This window comes from Aliarcobacter sp. (assembly GCF_041672065.1).
In the GTDB taxonomy this organism is placed as follows: Bacteria; Campylobacterota; Campylobacteria; order Campylobacterales; family Arcobacteraceae; genus Aliarcobacter; species Aliarcobacter skirrowii.
In genome coordinates this window covers 1-14,728 of sequence record NZ_JBAZAH010000045.1, presented here as the reverse complement: position 1 = coordinate 14,728, position 14,728 = coordinate 1, and the positions used below count along the sequence as shown (strand labels likewise).

Here is a 14,728-nt window from a genome sequence, read left to right as displayed (position 1 = left end):
AACTCACTTGAAGCTTTTTTCATCTGTTTATTTAGCTCAACTAATAGTTTTTTTCGCTCAGATGCTGGCATCTTTTCAAGGCGTTGTTTTTTTAGAGCAACACTATCATACTCTTCAAGTTTTAGATTCTCATCAAGCTTTCTTTTTGTTGATTTTGGAGTTATATTATTTTTTATATTATGCTCTTCTTGAATTTTTCTTCTTCTATTTGTCTCATCAATTGCAAATTGCATAGAGTCTGTTATCTTTTTAGCAAAAAGTATTACTCTACCCTCTTCATTTCTAGCAGCTCTTCCAATTGTTTGAATTAGTGAAGTACGACTCCTTAAAAATCCCTCTTTATCAGCATCTAAAATAGCAACTAGTGAAGTTTCAGGAATATCAAGTCCCTCTCTTAAAAGATTTATTCCAATTAATACATCAAAAGTTCCAATTCTAAGCTCTCTTATTATTTGATTTCTCTCTATTGCATCAATTTCACTATGCATATATTTTACTTTTATTCCTAAATCAGCATAATAACTTGCAAGCTCTTCAGCCATCTTTTTAGTTAGAACTGTAACCAAAACTCTTTGATTTTTAGAAGTTACTTTTTTTATCTCATCATGAAGTTTTTCAACTTGAAACTCACTATCTACTATCTCAATAACTGGATCAAGAAGTCCTGTAGGACGAATTATTTGCTCTGCTACAACGCTACTTAGCTCTAGCTCAAGCTCATTTGGTGTTGCACTTACAAAGATATAATTAGGAGCTTTATTTATAAACTCATCAAATTTTAAAGGTCTATTATCCAAAGCACTTGGAAGTCTAAACCCATACTCAACTAAAACCTCTTTTCTACTTCTATCAGCTACGTGCATTCCTCTAAATTGAGGTAAAGAAACATGAGATTCATCAACAACTAGCAGAAAATCCTTATCCATTTGAGCAAAATAATCCAAAAGAGAATAAGGTGTTTCACCTGGTTTTAAACCTGTTAAGTGTCTTGCATAGTTCTCAATTCCCTTGCACATTCCAGTTGCTTCAATCATCTCTAAATCAAACTCAACTCTTTGTTTAAGTCTTTGATACTCTATAAGTTTTTGCTCTTTTTGGAAAAAATCAAGTCGTTCTTCAAGCTCTTCTTCTATTTGTTTTACAGCATTTGCAAGATTTTCTTGTGTTACAACAAAGGGGTTAACAGAGTAAATAATCACCTCTTTTAAATCTTTGATTTTTGTATTTGTCAGATATTCATGCAAAGTAATACTCTCAACCTCATCACCAAAAAACTCAACTCTTAAAAACTCATCTTCATAATAGGCTGGAAAAATATCAATTACATCACCATTTACTCTAAAATCAGCTCTATCAAAAAACTTATCATTTCTTTTATAACCCATTTCTATAAGTTTTAACAAAAACTCTTTTTGAGAGTATGAAAATCCAACTTCAACTCTTTGAACCATTGCTTTATATTCACTTGGATTTCCAAGTCCATAGTTAGCAGATACTGAAGCTATTACAATTACATCATCAAAAGATAGAAGTGATGCAGTGGCACTTAGTCTTAATCTTTCTAACTCATCATTTATAGAGCTATCTTTTTCAATAAATAGATCACTTCTTGGAATATAAGCTTCTGGTTGATAGTAGTCATAATATGAGATAAAATACTCAACATGATTATTTGGGAAAAACTGCTTAAACTCTGAGTATAACTGAGCTGCTAAAGTTTTATTATGAGTCATAATAAGTGTTGGTTTTTGAACTCTTTCAATTACTTTTGCAATAGTATAAGTCTTTCCACTTCCAGTAACTCCTAAAAGTGTGTTGTACTGATTATTTGCTTCAATACTTAAGCTTAAAGCCTCTATTGCTTTTGGTTGATCACCACTTGGAGAATAATCACTTACTACTTCAAATTTTGCCAAAATAAAATATCCTTTTAATCTTCTAATTCTTCATTTAAAAACTTACCATCTTTAAACCTTGTAAAACTCTTTTGACAAGCTAAAGATGGAATATTTATATACTCTTGATTTTCTATTTTATAAGATTTTGCTTGATGAAAGTGTCCTTCAATAATAATATCTTCTTTATAGTTTTTTACTCTTTTATTTGCTAACTCTTCAAAATAATTTAAAGTGTGACAAATATTTTTATTATCAAGTGCTTTTTCAATTCTTTTGCTTATAAAAAAGTTTATATCAATAAAATTTAAAAATTTAAGTAGATGACTATTTCTAATAACCTTACAATACAAATCATAGTGCCAATTAACAAAATTATCTCCATGAGAGATAGCTATTTTTTTATCTTTATAACTTAAAATTAAAGGCTGGTTTTCTCTTTTTAAAACTTTTATATCTGGAAAAAGTGTTTGTAAATTATAGTCATGATTTCCCTCTAAATAAAAAATCTCATGACTTTTTGAAAGAGTGTTTATCTTGTCTATTAAATTTTGATATTTTTTTACAAAATATCTTGACTCCCCTGAGATAAAATCAAAATTATCTCCCATTAGAAAAATTTGATTAGCTTTTACTTTTTTACTTATCAAATCTTCTAAAATAGTTTTAAACTCTTGATTTTTAAAATTGTAGTGTGAATCTGCTATAAAAATAGCTTCATCTTCTAATAGTAGCTTCAAACTATAGCTCTATCTCTTTATAAAATATTGCATAAACTTCAAAAGTTTTATCTCCACCTGGAAGTTTTGCAGTAAACTCATCTCCTTCAACTTTTCCCATAAGTTGTTTTGCTAAAGGTGAATTAAAAGATATAAATCCTTTTTCAACATTTGACTCAACTCCACCAACAATAGTATAAGTAAACTCTTCATCACTTACTACATCAAATAGTGTAACTGTTGATCCAAAACTAACTCTATCATGTGGTAAAACAGAAGGATCTACAATAACTGCTTTTGAGATAATATTACTTAACTCAGCAATTTGTACATCTATTAGCTTTAGTTTCTCTTTTGCACTATGATACTCAGCATTCTCTTTTAAATCTCCCAATTGTCTAGCTTCATCAAGAGCAACAACAGTTTGGGGTCTTTCAATGCTTTTTAAATAGTCCAATTCATTTGTTACTTTGTTGTAACCAGCAAGCGTCATTGGCTCTTTATCCATATCATAACCTCTTTTAATAAATATTTTTGTGTTATAATAGCCAAAAATTTGTAAAGAAGATTTAAATATGCAATATAATAGAACAAAAATGCTTTTTGGAGAAGAGGCTTTTAATAAATTTCAAAATACAAAATTAATACTTTTTGGTGTTGGAGGAATGGGAAGTTTCGCACTTGATGCTTTATATAATACTGGTATTACAGATATAACTATAGTTGATTTTGATACATATGAGCCATCAAATCAAAATAGACAATTGGGAAGCCATGGAAATATAGGAAGAAAAAAAGTTGAAGTTATGAAAGAGAGATATCCAAATGTAACTCCTATTTGTGTAAAAATAACACCTGAGTGGATTGATAACTTTGATTTTTCATCATATGACTATATTTTAGATGCAATTGATGATGTAAAACCAAAAGTCCATTTAATAAAAAAATATTTTACAAAAGTAATAAGCACAGGTGGAGGAGCTAAAAGGATTGATCCTCTTCAAATTACATATGGCTCTATTTGGGAGACAAAAAATGATAAATTTATAAAAAAAGTAAGAGAAGAGCTTAAAAAACAGGGTTTTAAAAAGAAGTTTAAAGTTATTTATTCAACAGAGCTTCCTTTGTGTATCGATAAAGGGAGCTTTGAAGGTGTAACAGCTAGTTTTGGGCTTATGATGGCATCTGTTACTATTCAAAAAATAGTAAGAAAGTTAAATTTAGTTAAAGATAGTCAAAGTAAAAAATTTATATAATAACCAACATTCTAAATAAAGGATCTACATGGGCGGTATTGGTGGTAGTGTTGAACAGATGACACAAGGACATTTACGAAATGTTCAGCAATTAGCAGTATTTTACACTGGTCATAATAATATTTACGCAATAAATATAGCAAAAGTTAAAGCGTTTATCATAACAGAAGAAGTTGCTATAAATGATACTCCAAAAGATACAAACATTATTGCAGGTATAGCTACAATTAGGGGAGAACCTGTTACTTTAGTAAACCTTGATACTTGGCTTGGACTTAAACCTCTTGAAATAAAAGATTACAAGTTAATTATTTTTTGTGAGTTTAATCATAAAAAAATAGGTTTTTTAGTTAAAGATATGCTTGATATTGTTGAAAAAACAACTCAAGAGTTAAGACATACAGAAGAGACAAACTCAAAAATTACATATACGACTTATGTAAAAGTAAACAACAAAGATGAACTTTGTACAGTTTTTAATGCTGAACAACTTTTAAGAGATATTAAGTGGACAGATGATGGTGGAAGAGACATCAAAAAATATGTTGAAGGTAAAATTCAATCATCTAAAAAAATACTTGCAGCAGAGGATTCAGCAGTTGCAAGAGAGGTTTTACATAAATTCTTTTCTCAAATAGAGGTTGAATATGAGATCTATCCAAATGGTGGAGAGTTGCTTGATAGAATTGAAGATTTAGATCCTTCAGAAATAGGATTAATCGTAACAGATATTGAGATGCCTGGAACTGATGGTTATCAAGTTGCATCATTTATTAAAAATAATCAAAAATATGAACATATACCTGTAATTGTAAACTCATCTATGACAACAGATGCTGTAAGAGGAAAAATGCAGAGAATTGGAATTGATGGATTTGTAGGAAAAACTGATATAAATTCTTTATATAATCTTACAAATAGACTCTTATTAAGATAGTTTCTATATCTTTTACTCTAAAGCCAAAGATTTTAATCTTTGGCTTTTTTTATCTTAGTTATCTTTTAACCAATCTTTAAAATTATCAATTTGAATTTTAGTCTGCTTTGTAGAAGTTCCACCAAAAGAGTCTCTACTATTCATAGAGTTTTTTAAATTTAAATATGAAATTATCTCTTCATCAATATTTTCAAGCTCTTTTGTACTATTTCTAATCTCATTTATATTTAATTCACTAATATCTTTGTTTAATCTATTTGCTTCTTCTACAAGCTCTTTTGTAATATAGTAAGCTGTTCTAAAAGGCATATTTTGTTTTAAAACTAAATAATCTGCTAAATCAGTTGCTGTTAAATGCCCTATTTTACAAGCATTTTCCATAATATCTACATTTACCTTCATAGTTTTAATTACTTCATTTAAAATATTTAATGATATTTCAATAGTAGCAACTGAATCAAAAACTCCCTCTTTATCCTCTTGTGTATCTTTGTTGTATGCCAAAGGAAGAGATTTCATAACTGTTAAAAGAGAGATTAAATTTCCATAAACTCTTCCAGTTTTTCCTCTTAATAACTCAGGTACATCAGGATTTTTCTTTTGAGGCATAATAGAGCTTGTAGTTGCATACATATCACTCATTTGAACAAATCTAAACTCATATGATGACCAAAGAATTAACTCTTCAGAAATTCTACTTATATGCATCATTGTTGTGCTTATATTAAACAATAACTCTAAAGCAAAATCTCTATTTGAAACACTATCCATAGCATTTTGTGTTGGAGCATAAAAACCTAAAAGCTCTGCTGTTTTAAATCTATCAATATTGTGTGGAGTTCCTGCAAGTGCTGCACTTCCAAGTGGTGAGTAGTTGTTTCTTTCATAAGATGATGCAAATCTTTCAAAATCTCTTTTAAACATATTTGCATATGCCATCATATGGTATCCAAAATTTATAGGTTGTGCATGTTGTAAGTGAGTCATTCCTGGCATAAGTGTAGTTGTATGCTTTGAAGCTACATCTACAAATGTAGAGATTAACTCTTTAATTTGAATCTGAATTGACTTAGTTTTTTCTTGAACATAAAGCGTAAAATCTGTACAAACTTGATCATTTCTACTTCTTGCTGTGTGAAGTCTTTTACCAGCATCTCCAATAATTTGAGTAAGTCTATTTTCAACAGCCATATGAATATCTTCATACTCTAAAGAGAATTTAAATTCACCATTTTCAATCTCTTTTAAAACTTGTAAAAGTCCACTCTCTATCTGTTTTTGTTCATCACTTGAGATAATATTTTGTAAAGCCAACATTTTAGAGTGTGCAATAGAACCTTTTATATCTTGAGAGTATAACTCTTTGTCAAACATAATTGAAGCATTAAACTCATCTAATAGTTTTGCATTTGTATTTTTTAATATCTGATTATTTTGTTCTGTCATATTGATTAATCCTACTTTTTATTAGGGGTTTATTATATCATAACTGATATAATTTTACTTACGAAAATTCAAGGGCATCCTATATGAACAATATCAAAGAGATTACAAAAAATACTCTAGAAGCACTAAGAGATAAGAAACTTCAAGTGACTCCTGAAAACTACTTTTTAGAGTTTAAACATCAATCAAAAATTCTAAATGGTCACACTGAAGATATAGCTATATATGAAAATAGTTTAAAAAGTCTAACAAAAGATGAGAAGAAAAAATTAGTAGATGAATCTATTTTTAAAGTTGTATCAATACTATCTTCAAGAGTTACAAGCGATGAGTTAAGATTGCTTATTGCAACATTTAATGATCTTTTAACTCCTGCTGTTAATTTTGAGCTAAAAGAGGAGATTGAAGATTTTATCTTAGAGTCTTTAAAAAACCCAAAAAATGTGACTTCAAAAGAGTCAATACTAAAAATCAAAGAGTTTGCAAAAGAGCGAATAAATGCTGATAGAAGAGTATTAAAAGAGAAAACAAATGATATTATAAAATTAACCTCTTTAATGAGTAGATACTATGACAAAGCTTTAAATGATAGTAATAGCTCAAATGAAGATATTAAAAAGATAAAAGAGGATTTAGTATCTTTGGATATATCTGATTTTTCAAAAAGAGAGTTAATCTCTGTTCAAAAAAGATTAATAGAGACAATTTATAAGCTTGAAAATTCACTTTTAGAAAACAATCGAATTTTATCGACAAATATAGATAAAGTTAAACTTCTTCAAGCACAAATAAATGATCTTGAAAAAGAGCTTCAAGTTGCGAAAGAGGAGTATTTATATGACTTTTTAACAAATGTTTTAAACAGAAGAGCTTATGAAAATGAAGCAAAAAAGATGGAGAAACAGTTTTTTGTATTTGAGACAAATTTTGCAATTGTATTTTTTGATATTGACCACTTCAAAAAGATAAATGATGCTTTTGGTCACTCATGTGGAGATGAGATATTAAAATCATTTGCACAAATTCTAAAAAATCTTACAAGAAAAGAGGATATTATTGCTAGATTTGGTGGAGAGGAGTTTGTTGCACTTATAAATTTTAGAGATAAAATTGAAGTAACTAGATATATAAAAAGAGTTAAAAATGCTTTTTTAAACAGAGTTTTTGTTTATAAAGATAATAAAATCAACATAACTTTCTCAGCTGGAGTTACTTTTAGAAACAACTATGAATCTATTGCTCAAGCTCAAGAAAAAGCTGATAGTCTGCTTTATGAAGCAAAACATCAAGGTAGAAATAGAGTTATTTTTGATAATGGAACTGTTATTTAAGTTTTATTATGACCAAAGCTGAAGCTTTGGTAAGTTTGCAACTGCTTTTAAAATATCTGTTTTTGAAACAATCCCAACTAAAGTATCACTCTCATCAACTATTGGAATAGCATCTAATTTTAAATCAATCATAATTTTTACTACATGTCTAACATCAGATTGAGGATCTGCTGTTATAACTTCAGGCAAATATACATCATCTATTTTTCTATTTAAAACACTATTTGTATCATCTAAATTATTCATTAAAAGAGTTAAAATTATCTTTTTATTTACAATTCCAATAATCTTTTTACCAAAATCTGTAACTGGAACTTGAGATACTTTTTTCTCTTTTAAAAAATAGTATATCTCCTCTATTGTTGAATCTTTTGTAACATTAAAAACATCTTGTGTCATAATATCACTTATTTTATAAACAGGTTCCAAAGTATCTAATTGAGCTATTTTTTTATAAGAGTTTATAAACTCTTTTTTCTGCTCTTGGCTTAATTGACTAGAAAAATCTTGAATTAATCCCTCTTTTGGTTCAAACCTAATTGGTTCAATCTCTTCAATAGTTTTAAGATTGTACAAATTGTCACTTGTACTTCTAAATCCTACCGTTCCATTGTTGTATATTGCAAACATTTAGACCCCCAAAAAAAGTTTTCTTATATTGTAACAGATTATTATAAATTTGTTATCAAACAGGTAAAACTCTAATATTTTCATCTATTTTACTTTGTAAAATTGACTCAATTGCATAAAGTGTTCCCATACTTCCAGCACTACATCCACTACAAGCACCTAAGTATCTTATGTATAAATCGTAGTGAGGTGCTGATTCAACCAACTCTAAAACCTCCATATTTCCACCATCCATAATAAGCATTGGTCTTACATCATCATCTAAAACATCTTCTATTAATTTAATTCTCTCATCTTTTAACATTTCAATGAAACTTTTATTCAAATAGCTAGGTTCGTTTATTTTATCTTCTTCAATTTTTTTTCTTGTTTGTTCTAAAATATCACTTAAATATATCTCTTTTTCTTCAAGACCACCCTCTTTTGCACATGATTTACAAAAAATTCCAGCGTGTGTATATTTTTGTAACTCTTCAATAGTTTTTATATCATGCTCTTTTATTAAATTTACAACTTCACCCAAAGTTGTTCTTGCACAGTCACAAACTATATAATCAGAGCTAAAATCATCAATATTTCTAATATTTGCATTTAAAACAACTTTTTTTAAGACAACAAAATTTAAAAAACCGTTGTGTAGCTCTTGAATATCAATTGCTGGAATTTGTGGTTCATCTCTTAGTGCAAACTCAACATCTGTTTTAAACATATTTGCAACTTTTTCAAGAGTTTTTCCAATACAAAGCTCTATCATCATATCATTTAAAGCAACTATAACTCCAGTTGCAAACGATTTAAATTTTGCATCAAATACTGTTTTATCTTTTGTAATTGCAAAATATACTCTTAAAGCATCGCTTCCATTTGATTCAAAATCAGCAACAACTAACTTGCATCCAAATTTTATTGCATCCTCTTTTGTAATCTCACCAAAATGTTTTGGATTATTAATTCTATCTTCTATTTTTTTTGAGTAATTTTTCATATATTTTCCATTATTTTTAGTTATTTAAAGTTTTTTTGTATTTTATTTAAATTAGGATAAGATTTATCTTAATTTAAAATCGCCATTTTATCGTGTTTTAAAGCAAGTAAAATGCTTATTTTTTTACTTTATTAGGATTTATGCCTTTACATTATATACTTATTTCGATATTATTCCAATTAGGATAAAAACTGTCCTATTTAAAATCAAATAAATTTTACGGAGAAGTCATGAGTGAAAACCAACAAATACATGACATTATAAACAGTGATTATAAACTTGGATTTGAAACTTTAGTTCAAAGTGATACCTTTGCAAAAGGTTTAAATGAAGATGTTATAAGAGCTATTAGTGCAAAAAAAGAAGAGCCTGAGTTTTTATTAGAATTTAGATTAAAAGCTTATGAGAAGTGGCTAAAAATGGAAGAGCCAACTTGGGCTAAATTAAACTATCCAAAGATAGATTATCAAGATTATGCATATTATTCAGCACCAAAAAAAGCTTTAAACTCACTAGATGAAGTTGATCCTGAAATCTTAAAAACTTATGAGAAGCTTGGAATTCCACTTGAAGAGCAAAAAATGCTTGCAGGTGTTGCAGTTGATGCTGTTTTTGACTCAGTTTCAATAAAAACTACATATCAAGATGAGCTTGAAAAATTAGGAATTATATTTTGCTCAATTAGTGAAGCAGCACATAGATTTCCAGAACTTGTAAAGACTTATTTAGCAAGCGTTGTTCCTGTAACTGATAACTATTTTGCCTGTTTAAATAGTGCTGTTTTTACAGATGGAAGTTTTGTTTATATTCCAAAAAATACAAGATGCCCAATGGAGTTATCAACTTATTTTAGAATAAATGCTTTAAATACAGGACAGTTTGAAAGAACTTTGATTATCTGTGATGAGGGAAGCTATGTTTCATACAACGAAGGGTGTTCTGCTCCTTCAAGAGATGATAGACAACTTCACGCAGCAGTTGTTGAGTTAGTTGCTCTTAAAGATAGTCATATAAAATATTCAACTATTCAAAACTGGTATCCAGGAGATGATGAGGGTAAAGGTGGAATTTTAAACTTTGTTACAAAAAGAGCCTTATGCAAAGGTGATAACTCAAAAGTATCTTGGACTCAAGTTGAAACAGGTTCAAGTATAACTTGGAAATATCCATCTTGTGTACTTCAAGGTGATAATAGCGTTGGAGAGTTCTACTCTGTTGCAATTACATCAAGAGCTCAACAAGCTGATACTGGTACAAAGATGATTCATTTAGGAAAAAATACTAAATCAACTATTATTTCAAAAGGAATTTCAGCACTTAAAGGTGTAAATATCTATAGAGGTTTGGTGCGAGTTGGAAAAAATGCACAAAATGCAAGAAATATCTCTGAGTGTGACTCACTTTTAATTGGAAATAAGTGTCAAGCTCACACTTATCCATATCATGAGATTAGAAATAGTAGTGCAAATATTGAGCATGAAGCAACAACATCAAAAATTTCAGATGAGCAACTATTTTATCTAAACCAAAGAGGAATAGATGAAGAAGATGCTATTGCTATGATTGTAAATGGTTTTTGTAAAGAGGTTTTAAAAGAGTTACCAATGGAGTTTGCTGCTGAAGCAAAAGAGTTATTAAGTATTTCATTAGAAGGAAGTGTGGGTTAAATTATGAGTAAAAAAGATACATTGTTAAAAATTGAAGATTTAAAAGTAAGTATAAATAGTAATGAAATTTTAAAAGGATTAAATCTTGAGATAAAACCAGGTGAGGTTCATGCACTTATGGGTGTAAATGGAGCTGGAAAATCAACTTTAGTTAAAACTTTAGCAGCTCACTATGACTGTGAAGTTGTAGATGGTAAAGTTACATTCAAAAATAAAGATTTATTAGAGATGGATGCTTCACAAAGAGCAAATGAGGGAATTTTTATGAGTTTTCAAACTCCTGTTGAAGTTCCTGGAGTAAATAATAGCTATTTTTTAAGAACAGCTATGAATGCAAAAAGAGCTTATGAAGGCAAAGATGAGCTAGATGCAATGCAGTTTTTAAAGCTTGTTAAAGAAGAGACAAATAAGTTCGATATTGATAGAAAACTATTACAAAGAGATTTAAATGATGGATTTAGTGGTGGAGAGAAAAAAAGAAACGAGCTTGTTCAACTTTTAATGCTAAGTCCTGATTTAATAATGCTAGATGAGATTGATAGTGGACTTGATGTTGATGCTATTAAAATTGTTGCAAATGTTATAAACTCTATGCTTGATGGGAAAAAATCTATTCTTATGATTACTCACTATGATAGACTTTTAGAGCTTATAAAACCTGATTTTGTACATATTTTAAGTGATGGAAAGATTGCTAAAACTGGAGATTATAGTTTAGCTTTAGAACTAGATAAGAAAGGTTTTGAAGCATTAGGAATAAAAAATGCAGATAAATAGTATAAAAAATCTAAAACTTCCTTCAAAAAAAGATGAAGAGTTTTTAAAGATAGATTTTGAAACTTTTTTCTCAAAAAACTTTGAAAATATAAAAATAAATGAGTTTGAATTAGAAAATTTATCTTCAGGTGAAGATAAGAACTCTTATAATTCAATTTTATTTGATATTGCAAAAAGTTTTTCAAATAATCAAAAAGTTTTAAAAATAACAAAATCGACTCAAAAACCAATAATAATAGACCACACAAATAAAGAGTTAGACTCTTTAAATATAAGTTCACTTAAAATTGAAGTTGAAAGTGGTGTAAAAGCATCTGTTATTGAGATTTTTTCACTAAAAAATAGTGCAAATTTTGTAGCAAATAGAGAGCTTGTATTAAAAGAGAACTCATCTTTAGAGTATGCAAAAATCGATAATCTAAACAAAGATTCATCAATGATTTTTTCAACAAATGCAAAGTGTGAAGATGATTCAAATTTAGATATTTATAACTTTAATATAGGTCTTGGATTTTGTCTAAACAACTATGAAAATAGTTTAGATGCACAAAATATAAACTATAGTTTAAATGGATTAAATAAGTTAAAAAATAGCTCAAACAGTTCAACTTTGGTAAAAACAATTCACAACAACAAAAACTCAACAAGTAGCATAAACTATAAAAATAGTTTAAAAGATAACTCAAGAGCTGTTGTAAAAATCACTTCAATAGTAAACGAAAAAGCACCATATTCAAAAGCTTTTCAAAACTGTAACTCAATTTTATTAAGTGATGATGCTGTTGTTTTTGCTCAACCTCACTTAGAGATATATATAGATGAGCTTGAGGCTAGTCACGGAACTACAACTGGAACTTTAAATAAAGACCAACTTTACTATCTACAAAGTAGAGGTATAAGCAAAGATGAAGCCTATGATATGCTTTTAGTTGCTTTTGAGAGTTCAATTAAAGATAGTATTAAAGATGAAGAGCTTAAAAATTTAGTAGAAGAGTATTTAAAATAAGATGTATAAAAAAGATTTTCCATATTTTGCAAACTCAAATAGCGTATATTTGGACAATGGTTCAACAACACAAAAACCACAAAGTGTGATTGATTCAACTATTGAATACTACACAAAATATTGCTCAAATACTCACAGAAGTAGTTTTGGAGATGCAAACAAAGCCACTACAGAGTTTGAAAATACAAGAGAGTATCTACAAAAGTTTATCAATGCAAATAAAAAAGAGGAGATAATTTTTACAAGTGGAGTTACACAAAGTATAAATTTCATAGCCTCTTCTTTTGGAAAAAAGTTTAAAAATATTATTATATCAAGCCTTGAGCATCATGCAAATATTGTGCCATGGCATCTACAAGGAAGAACTTTAGCAAATGGGCTTGAAGTTGTAAATTGTAATGATAATTTGGATTTTGATTTTGAGCATTTTGAAGAGCTTTTAAAGGCAAATCCAAACTCTTTTGTAAGTATTGCGCATGTTACAAATGCTTTTGGAAAAGTTCATGATATAAAAAAAATAATCTCTATAGCTCACTCTTACAATGCACCTGTTTTAATAGATGGTGCTCAAAGTTTAAGTAGCTTTAAAATAGATGTTCAAGAGCTAAATTGTGACTTCTTTGCAATTTCAGCTCATAAAACATTTGGACCAACAGGAGTTGGAGCTATTTATATAAATGAGAAATTTTTTGATGAAGTAGAGCCTTATATTACAGGAGGTGCAGCTATAAACACAGTTGATTTTGAAAAAGGAAGCACTTTTTTAAACGCTCCTTATAAGTTTGAAGCTGGAACTCAAAATATAGCTGGGGTAATTGCATTTAAAGAGGCTTTAAAATATATTGAAAATATTGGCTATGAAACAATACAAAATAGAAAAAAAGAGCTTTTAGAGTATCTAAATAGTGAACTAAAAAAGCTTCCTGATATAATTTTTTACAACGATTTAAAAGATTGTAGTGGAAGTAGAAGTTTTAATTTCAAAGGTATTATGCACGATGATATCTCAATTTTACTTGATAAACTAAAAATATCTGTTCGAGTTGGTCATCACTGTGCACAACCAATTATGAAAAAACTAAAAATAAAAGGAACTATTAGAGCTAGTTTGGCTTTTTATAATGATTTTGAAGATATTGATAAACTAATTAGTGCTTTAAAAAGAGCATTAAGTATGTTAAAGGATTAAAAAATTATGAGTATTAAACAAAGAGTTGAAAATATAAAAGAGGATTTGGATTTTTTTGATGAAGAGTTGGCTAAATATGAATATATTATTGATTTAGGAAAAAAGCTACCTACTTTTGATGAAGAGAATAAAACTCCTGAAAATTTAGTTCACGGTTGTACATCGCAGGTTTGGTTGATTTGTGAAAAAAAAGAGAACAAACTATTTTTCAAAGGCACTAGTGATGCAATAATAGTTAAAGGTTTAGTTTATATTATTTTAGAGATTTTCTCTAACTCTACAATTGAAGAGTTAAAAGAGGTTGATATGGATATTGTAAGAGAGCTAGGACTTAGTGAAGTGATAACTCCAAATAGACAAAGTGGAGTTATAGGAATGATTAAAAAAATAAAAGAGTATGCTCTAAAGGCATAAAAGCCTATATAAAGGATAAAAAATGAGTGGAATTTTTGATAAAGAGAAGATAAAAGAGAAAATTATAGAGAATTTAAAAAAAGTTTATGACCCTGAGATTCCTGTGGATATCTATAATCTTGGATTAATTTATAGTATTGAACTAGAAGAGAGAGAAAACTATCTGTTTTGTGAGATAGATATGACTCTTACAAGTCCAGCTTGTCCTGTTGCTGATAGTTTGCTTGAGCAGGTTCGATATGTGGCTATGGCTGTTGATGAAGTTGATGAGGCAAAAGTAAACTTAGTGTTTGAGCCTGTTTGGGAACCTCATATGATGAGTGAAGATGCAAAAGAGATTATGGGTGCTAGTGGAGCTGCTATTTCTTGGTAGGTTTGAAACTCTTTGTTTCAAGCTTATTTTTTAATTTGAATCAACTTAGAAAGTTGTTTTAGCTGAACTAAATCTAATTTATCTTTTTCTCTATTTGTAGAAG

The 14,728-nt window shown here is 28.7% G+C and carries 15 protein-coding genes; 9 read left to right on the top strand and 6 right to left on the bottom strand.

All coding sequences use genetic code 11. From position 1 onward, the window contains the following. From uvrB to greA, 3 genes are all read right to left on the bottom strand, one after another. On the bottom strand, positions 1–1,916 hold a 1,916-nt coding region (uvrB, locus tag WC168_RS07295; RefSeq protein WP_372618414.1), incomplete at its 3' end, for an excinuclease ABC subunit UvrB. A gap of 14 nt (positions 1,917–1,930) precedes the next feature. Then, a complete protein-coding gene (locus tag WC168_RS07290) occupies positions 1,931–2,635 on the bottom strand; it encodes a UDP-2,3-diacylglucosamine diphosphatase (RefSeq protein ID WP_279134674.1) in 705 nt (234 codons plus the stop codon). A 1-nt stretch (position 2,636) separates the two neighbouring features. Next, complete coding sequence (gene greA, locus WC168_RS07285) at positions 2,637–3,122, bottom strand: transcription elongation factor GreA (protein ID WP_066355099.1); 486 nt, start codon at positions 3,120–3,122, stop codon at positions 2,637–2,639. A 67-nt stretch (positions 3,123–3,189) separates the two neighbouring features. On the opposite strand from greA, the gene WC168_RS07280 reads away from it, so the two are divergent. Then, positions 3,190–3,870: a tRNA threonylcarbamoyladenosine dehydratase gene (locus tag WC168_RS07280; RefSeq protein WP_066161320.1), complete on the top strand. Its 681-nt coding sequence runs from the start codon at positions 3,190–3,192 to the stop codon at positions 3,868–3,870. Between the two features lie 28 nt (positions 3,871–3,898). Then, the gene (locus WC168_RS07275) at positions 3,899–4,807 is read left to right on the top strand and encodes a chemotaxis protein CheV (protein WP_372618411.1); all 909 of its coding nucleotides are present in this window, start codon (positions 3,899–3,901) and stop codon (positions 4,805–4,807) included. A gap of 54 nt (positions 4,808–4,861) precedes the next feature. On the opposite strand, the gene argH is transcribed toward WC168_RS07275, so the two are convergent. Beyond that, positions 4,862–6,253, bottom strand: a complete 1,392-nt coding sequence (gene argH, locus WC168_RS07270; protein WP_372618409.1) for an argininosuccinate lyase — start codon at positions 6,251–6,253, stop codon at positions 4,862–4,864. An 83-nt stretch (positions 6,254–6,336) separates the two neighbouring features. On the opposite strand from argH, the gene WC168_RS07265 reads away from it, so the two are divergent. Beyond that, a complete protein-coding gene (locus tag WC168_RS07265; protein ID WP_372618407.1) occupies positions 6,337–7,584 on the top strand; it encodes a GGDEF domain-containing protein in 1,248 nt (415 codons plus the stop codon). Between the two features lie 6 nt (positions 7,585–7,590). Here the strand turns inward: WC168_RS07265 and WC168_RS07260 are convergent, their stop codons facing one another. Together WC168_RS07260 and WC168_RS07255 are read right to left on the bottom strand one after the other, a co-directional pair. Continuing rightward, entirely contained in the window at positions 7,591–8,214 is a 624-nt protein-coding gene (locus WC168_RS07260) for an HPP family protein (protein WP_066161316.1), read from the bottom strand. Positions 8,215–8,269: 55 nt separating this feature from the next. After that, on the bottom strand, positions 8,270–9,199 hold the full coding sequence (locus WC168_RS07255) for a NifU family protein (RefSeq protein WP_372618405.1): 930 nt from the start codon (positions 9,197–9,199) through the stop codon (positions 8,270–8,272). Between the two features lie 230 nt (positions 9,200–9,429). On the opposite strand from WC168_RS07255, the gene sufB reads away from it, so the two are divergent. Genes sufB through WC168_RS07225 form a run of 6 tightly spaced genes read left to right on the top strand, consistent with a single transcriptional unit; the run spans position 9,430 to position 14,625 of the window. Beyond that, complete coding sequence (gene sufB / locus WC168_RS07250) at positions 9,430–10,866, top strand: Fe-S cluster assembly protein SufB (RefSeq protein ID WP_066355105.1); 1,437 nt, start codon at positions 9,430–9,432, stop codon at positions 10,864–10,866. A gap of 3 nt (positions 10,867–10,869) precedes the next feature. After that, entirely contained in the window at positions 10,870–11,643 is a 774-nt protein-coding gene (gene sufC / locus WC168_RS07245; protein WP_372618403.1) for a Fe-S cluster assembly ATPase SufC, read from the top strand. Beyond that, positions 11,630–12,649, top strand: coding sequence for a SufD family Fe-S cluster assembly protein (locus WC168_RS07240; RefSeq protein WP_372618401.1), 1,020 nt, complete (start codon positions 11,630–11,632; stop codon positions 12,647–12,649). The genes sufC and WC168_RS07240 overlap by 14 nt, the downstream gene beginning before the upstream one ends. A gap of 1 nt (position 12,650) precedes the next feature. Further along, positions 12,651–13,838: an aminotransferase class V-fold PLP-dependent enzyme gene (locus WC168_RS07235; RefSeq protein WP_372618399.1), complete on the top strand. Its 1,188-nt coding sequence runs from the start codon at positions 12,651–12,653 to the stop codon at positions 13,836–13,838. A gap of 6 nt (positions 13,839–13,844) precedes the next feature. Beyond that, positions 13,845–14,252: a SufE family protein gene (locus WC168_RS07230; protein WP_228137763.1), complete on the top strand. Its 408-nt coding sequence runs from the start codon at positions 13,845–13,847 to the stop codon at positions 14,250–14,252. 22 nt (positions 14,253–14,274) lie between these two features. After that, the gene (locus WC168_RS07225) at positions 14,275–14,625 is read left to right on the top strand and encodes a metal-sulfur cluster assembly factor (protein ID WP_066161310.1); all 351 of its coding nucleotides are present in this window, start codon (positions 14,275–14,277) and stop codon (positions 14,623–14,625) included. Positions 14,626–14,728: the final 103 nt, after the last annotated feature.

What these genes read in the sequence shown, in the direction of transcription:
- greA (WP_066355099.1), bottom strand. Translation starts at nt 3,122, where the DNA reads ATGGATAAAGAGCCAATGACGCTTGCTGGTTACAACAAAGTAACAAAT.
- WC168_RS07280 (WP_066161320.1), top strand. Translation starts at nt 3,190, where the DNA reads ATGCAATATAATAGAACAAAAATGCTTTTTGGAGAAGAGGCTTTTAAT.
- WC168_RS07275 (WP_372618411.1), top strand. Translation starts at nt 3,899, where the DNA reads ATGGGCGGTATTGGTGGTAGTGTTGAACAGATGACACAAGGACATTTA.
- argH (WP_372618409.1), bottom strand. Translation starts at nt 6,253, where the DNA reads ATGACAGAACAAAATAATCAGATATTAAAAAATACAAATGCAAAACTA.
- WC168_RS07265 (WP_372618407.1), top strand. Translation starts at nt 6,337, where the DNA reads ATGAACAATATCAAAGAGATTACAAAAAATACTCTAGAAGCACTAAGA.
- WC168_RS07260 (WP_066161316.1), bottom strand. Translation starts at nt 8,214, where the DNA reads ATGTTTGCAATATACAACAATGGAACGGTAGGATTTAGAAGTACAAGT.
- WC168_RS07255 (WP_372618405.1), bottom strand. Translation starts at nt 9,199, where the DNA reads ATGAAAAATTACTCAAAAAAAATAGAAGATAGAATTAATAATCCAAAA.
- sufB (WP_066355105.1), top strand. Translation starts at nt 9,430, where the DNA reads ATGAGTGAAAACCAACAAATACATGACATTATAAACAGTGATTATAAA.
- sufC (WP_372618403.1), top strand. Translation starts at nt 10,870, where the DNA reads ATGAGTAAAAAAGATACATTGTTAAAAATTGAAGATTTAAAAGTAAGT.
- WC168_RS07240 (WP_372618401.1), top strand. Translation starts at nt 11,630, where the DNA reads ATGCAGATAAATAGTATAAAAAATCTAAAACTTCCTTCAAAAAAAGAT.
- WC168_RS07235 (WP_372618399.1), top strand. Translation starts at nt 12,651, where the DNA reads ATGTATAAAAAAGATTTTCCATATTTTGCAAACTCAAATAGCGTATAT.
- WC168_RS07230 (WP_228137763.1), top strand. Translation starts at nt 13,845, where the DNA reads ATGAGTATTAAACAAAGAGTTGAAAATATAAAAGAGGATTTGGATTTT.
- WC168_RS07225 (WP_066161310.1), top strand. Translation starts at nt 14,275, where the DNA reads ATGAGTGGAATTTTTGATAAAGAGAAGATAAAAGAGAAAATTATAGAG.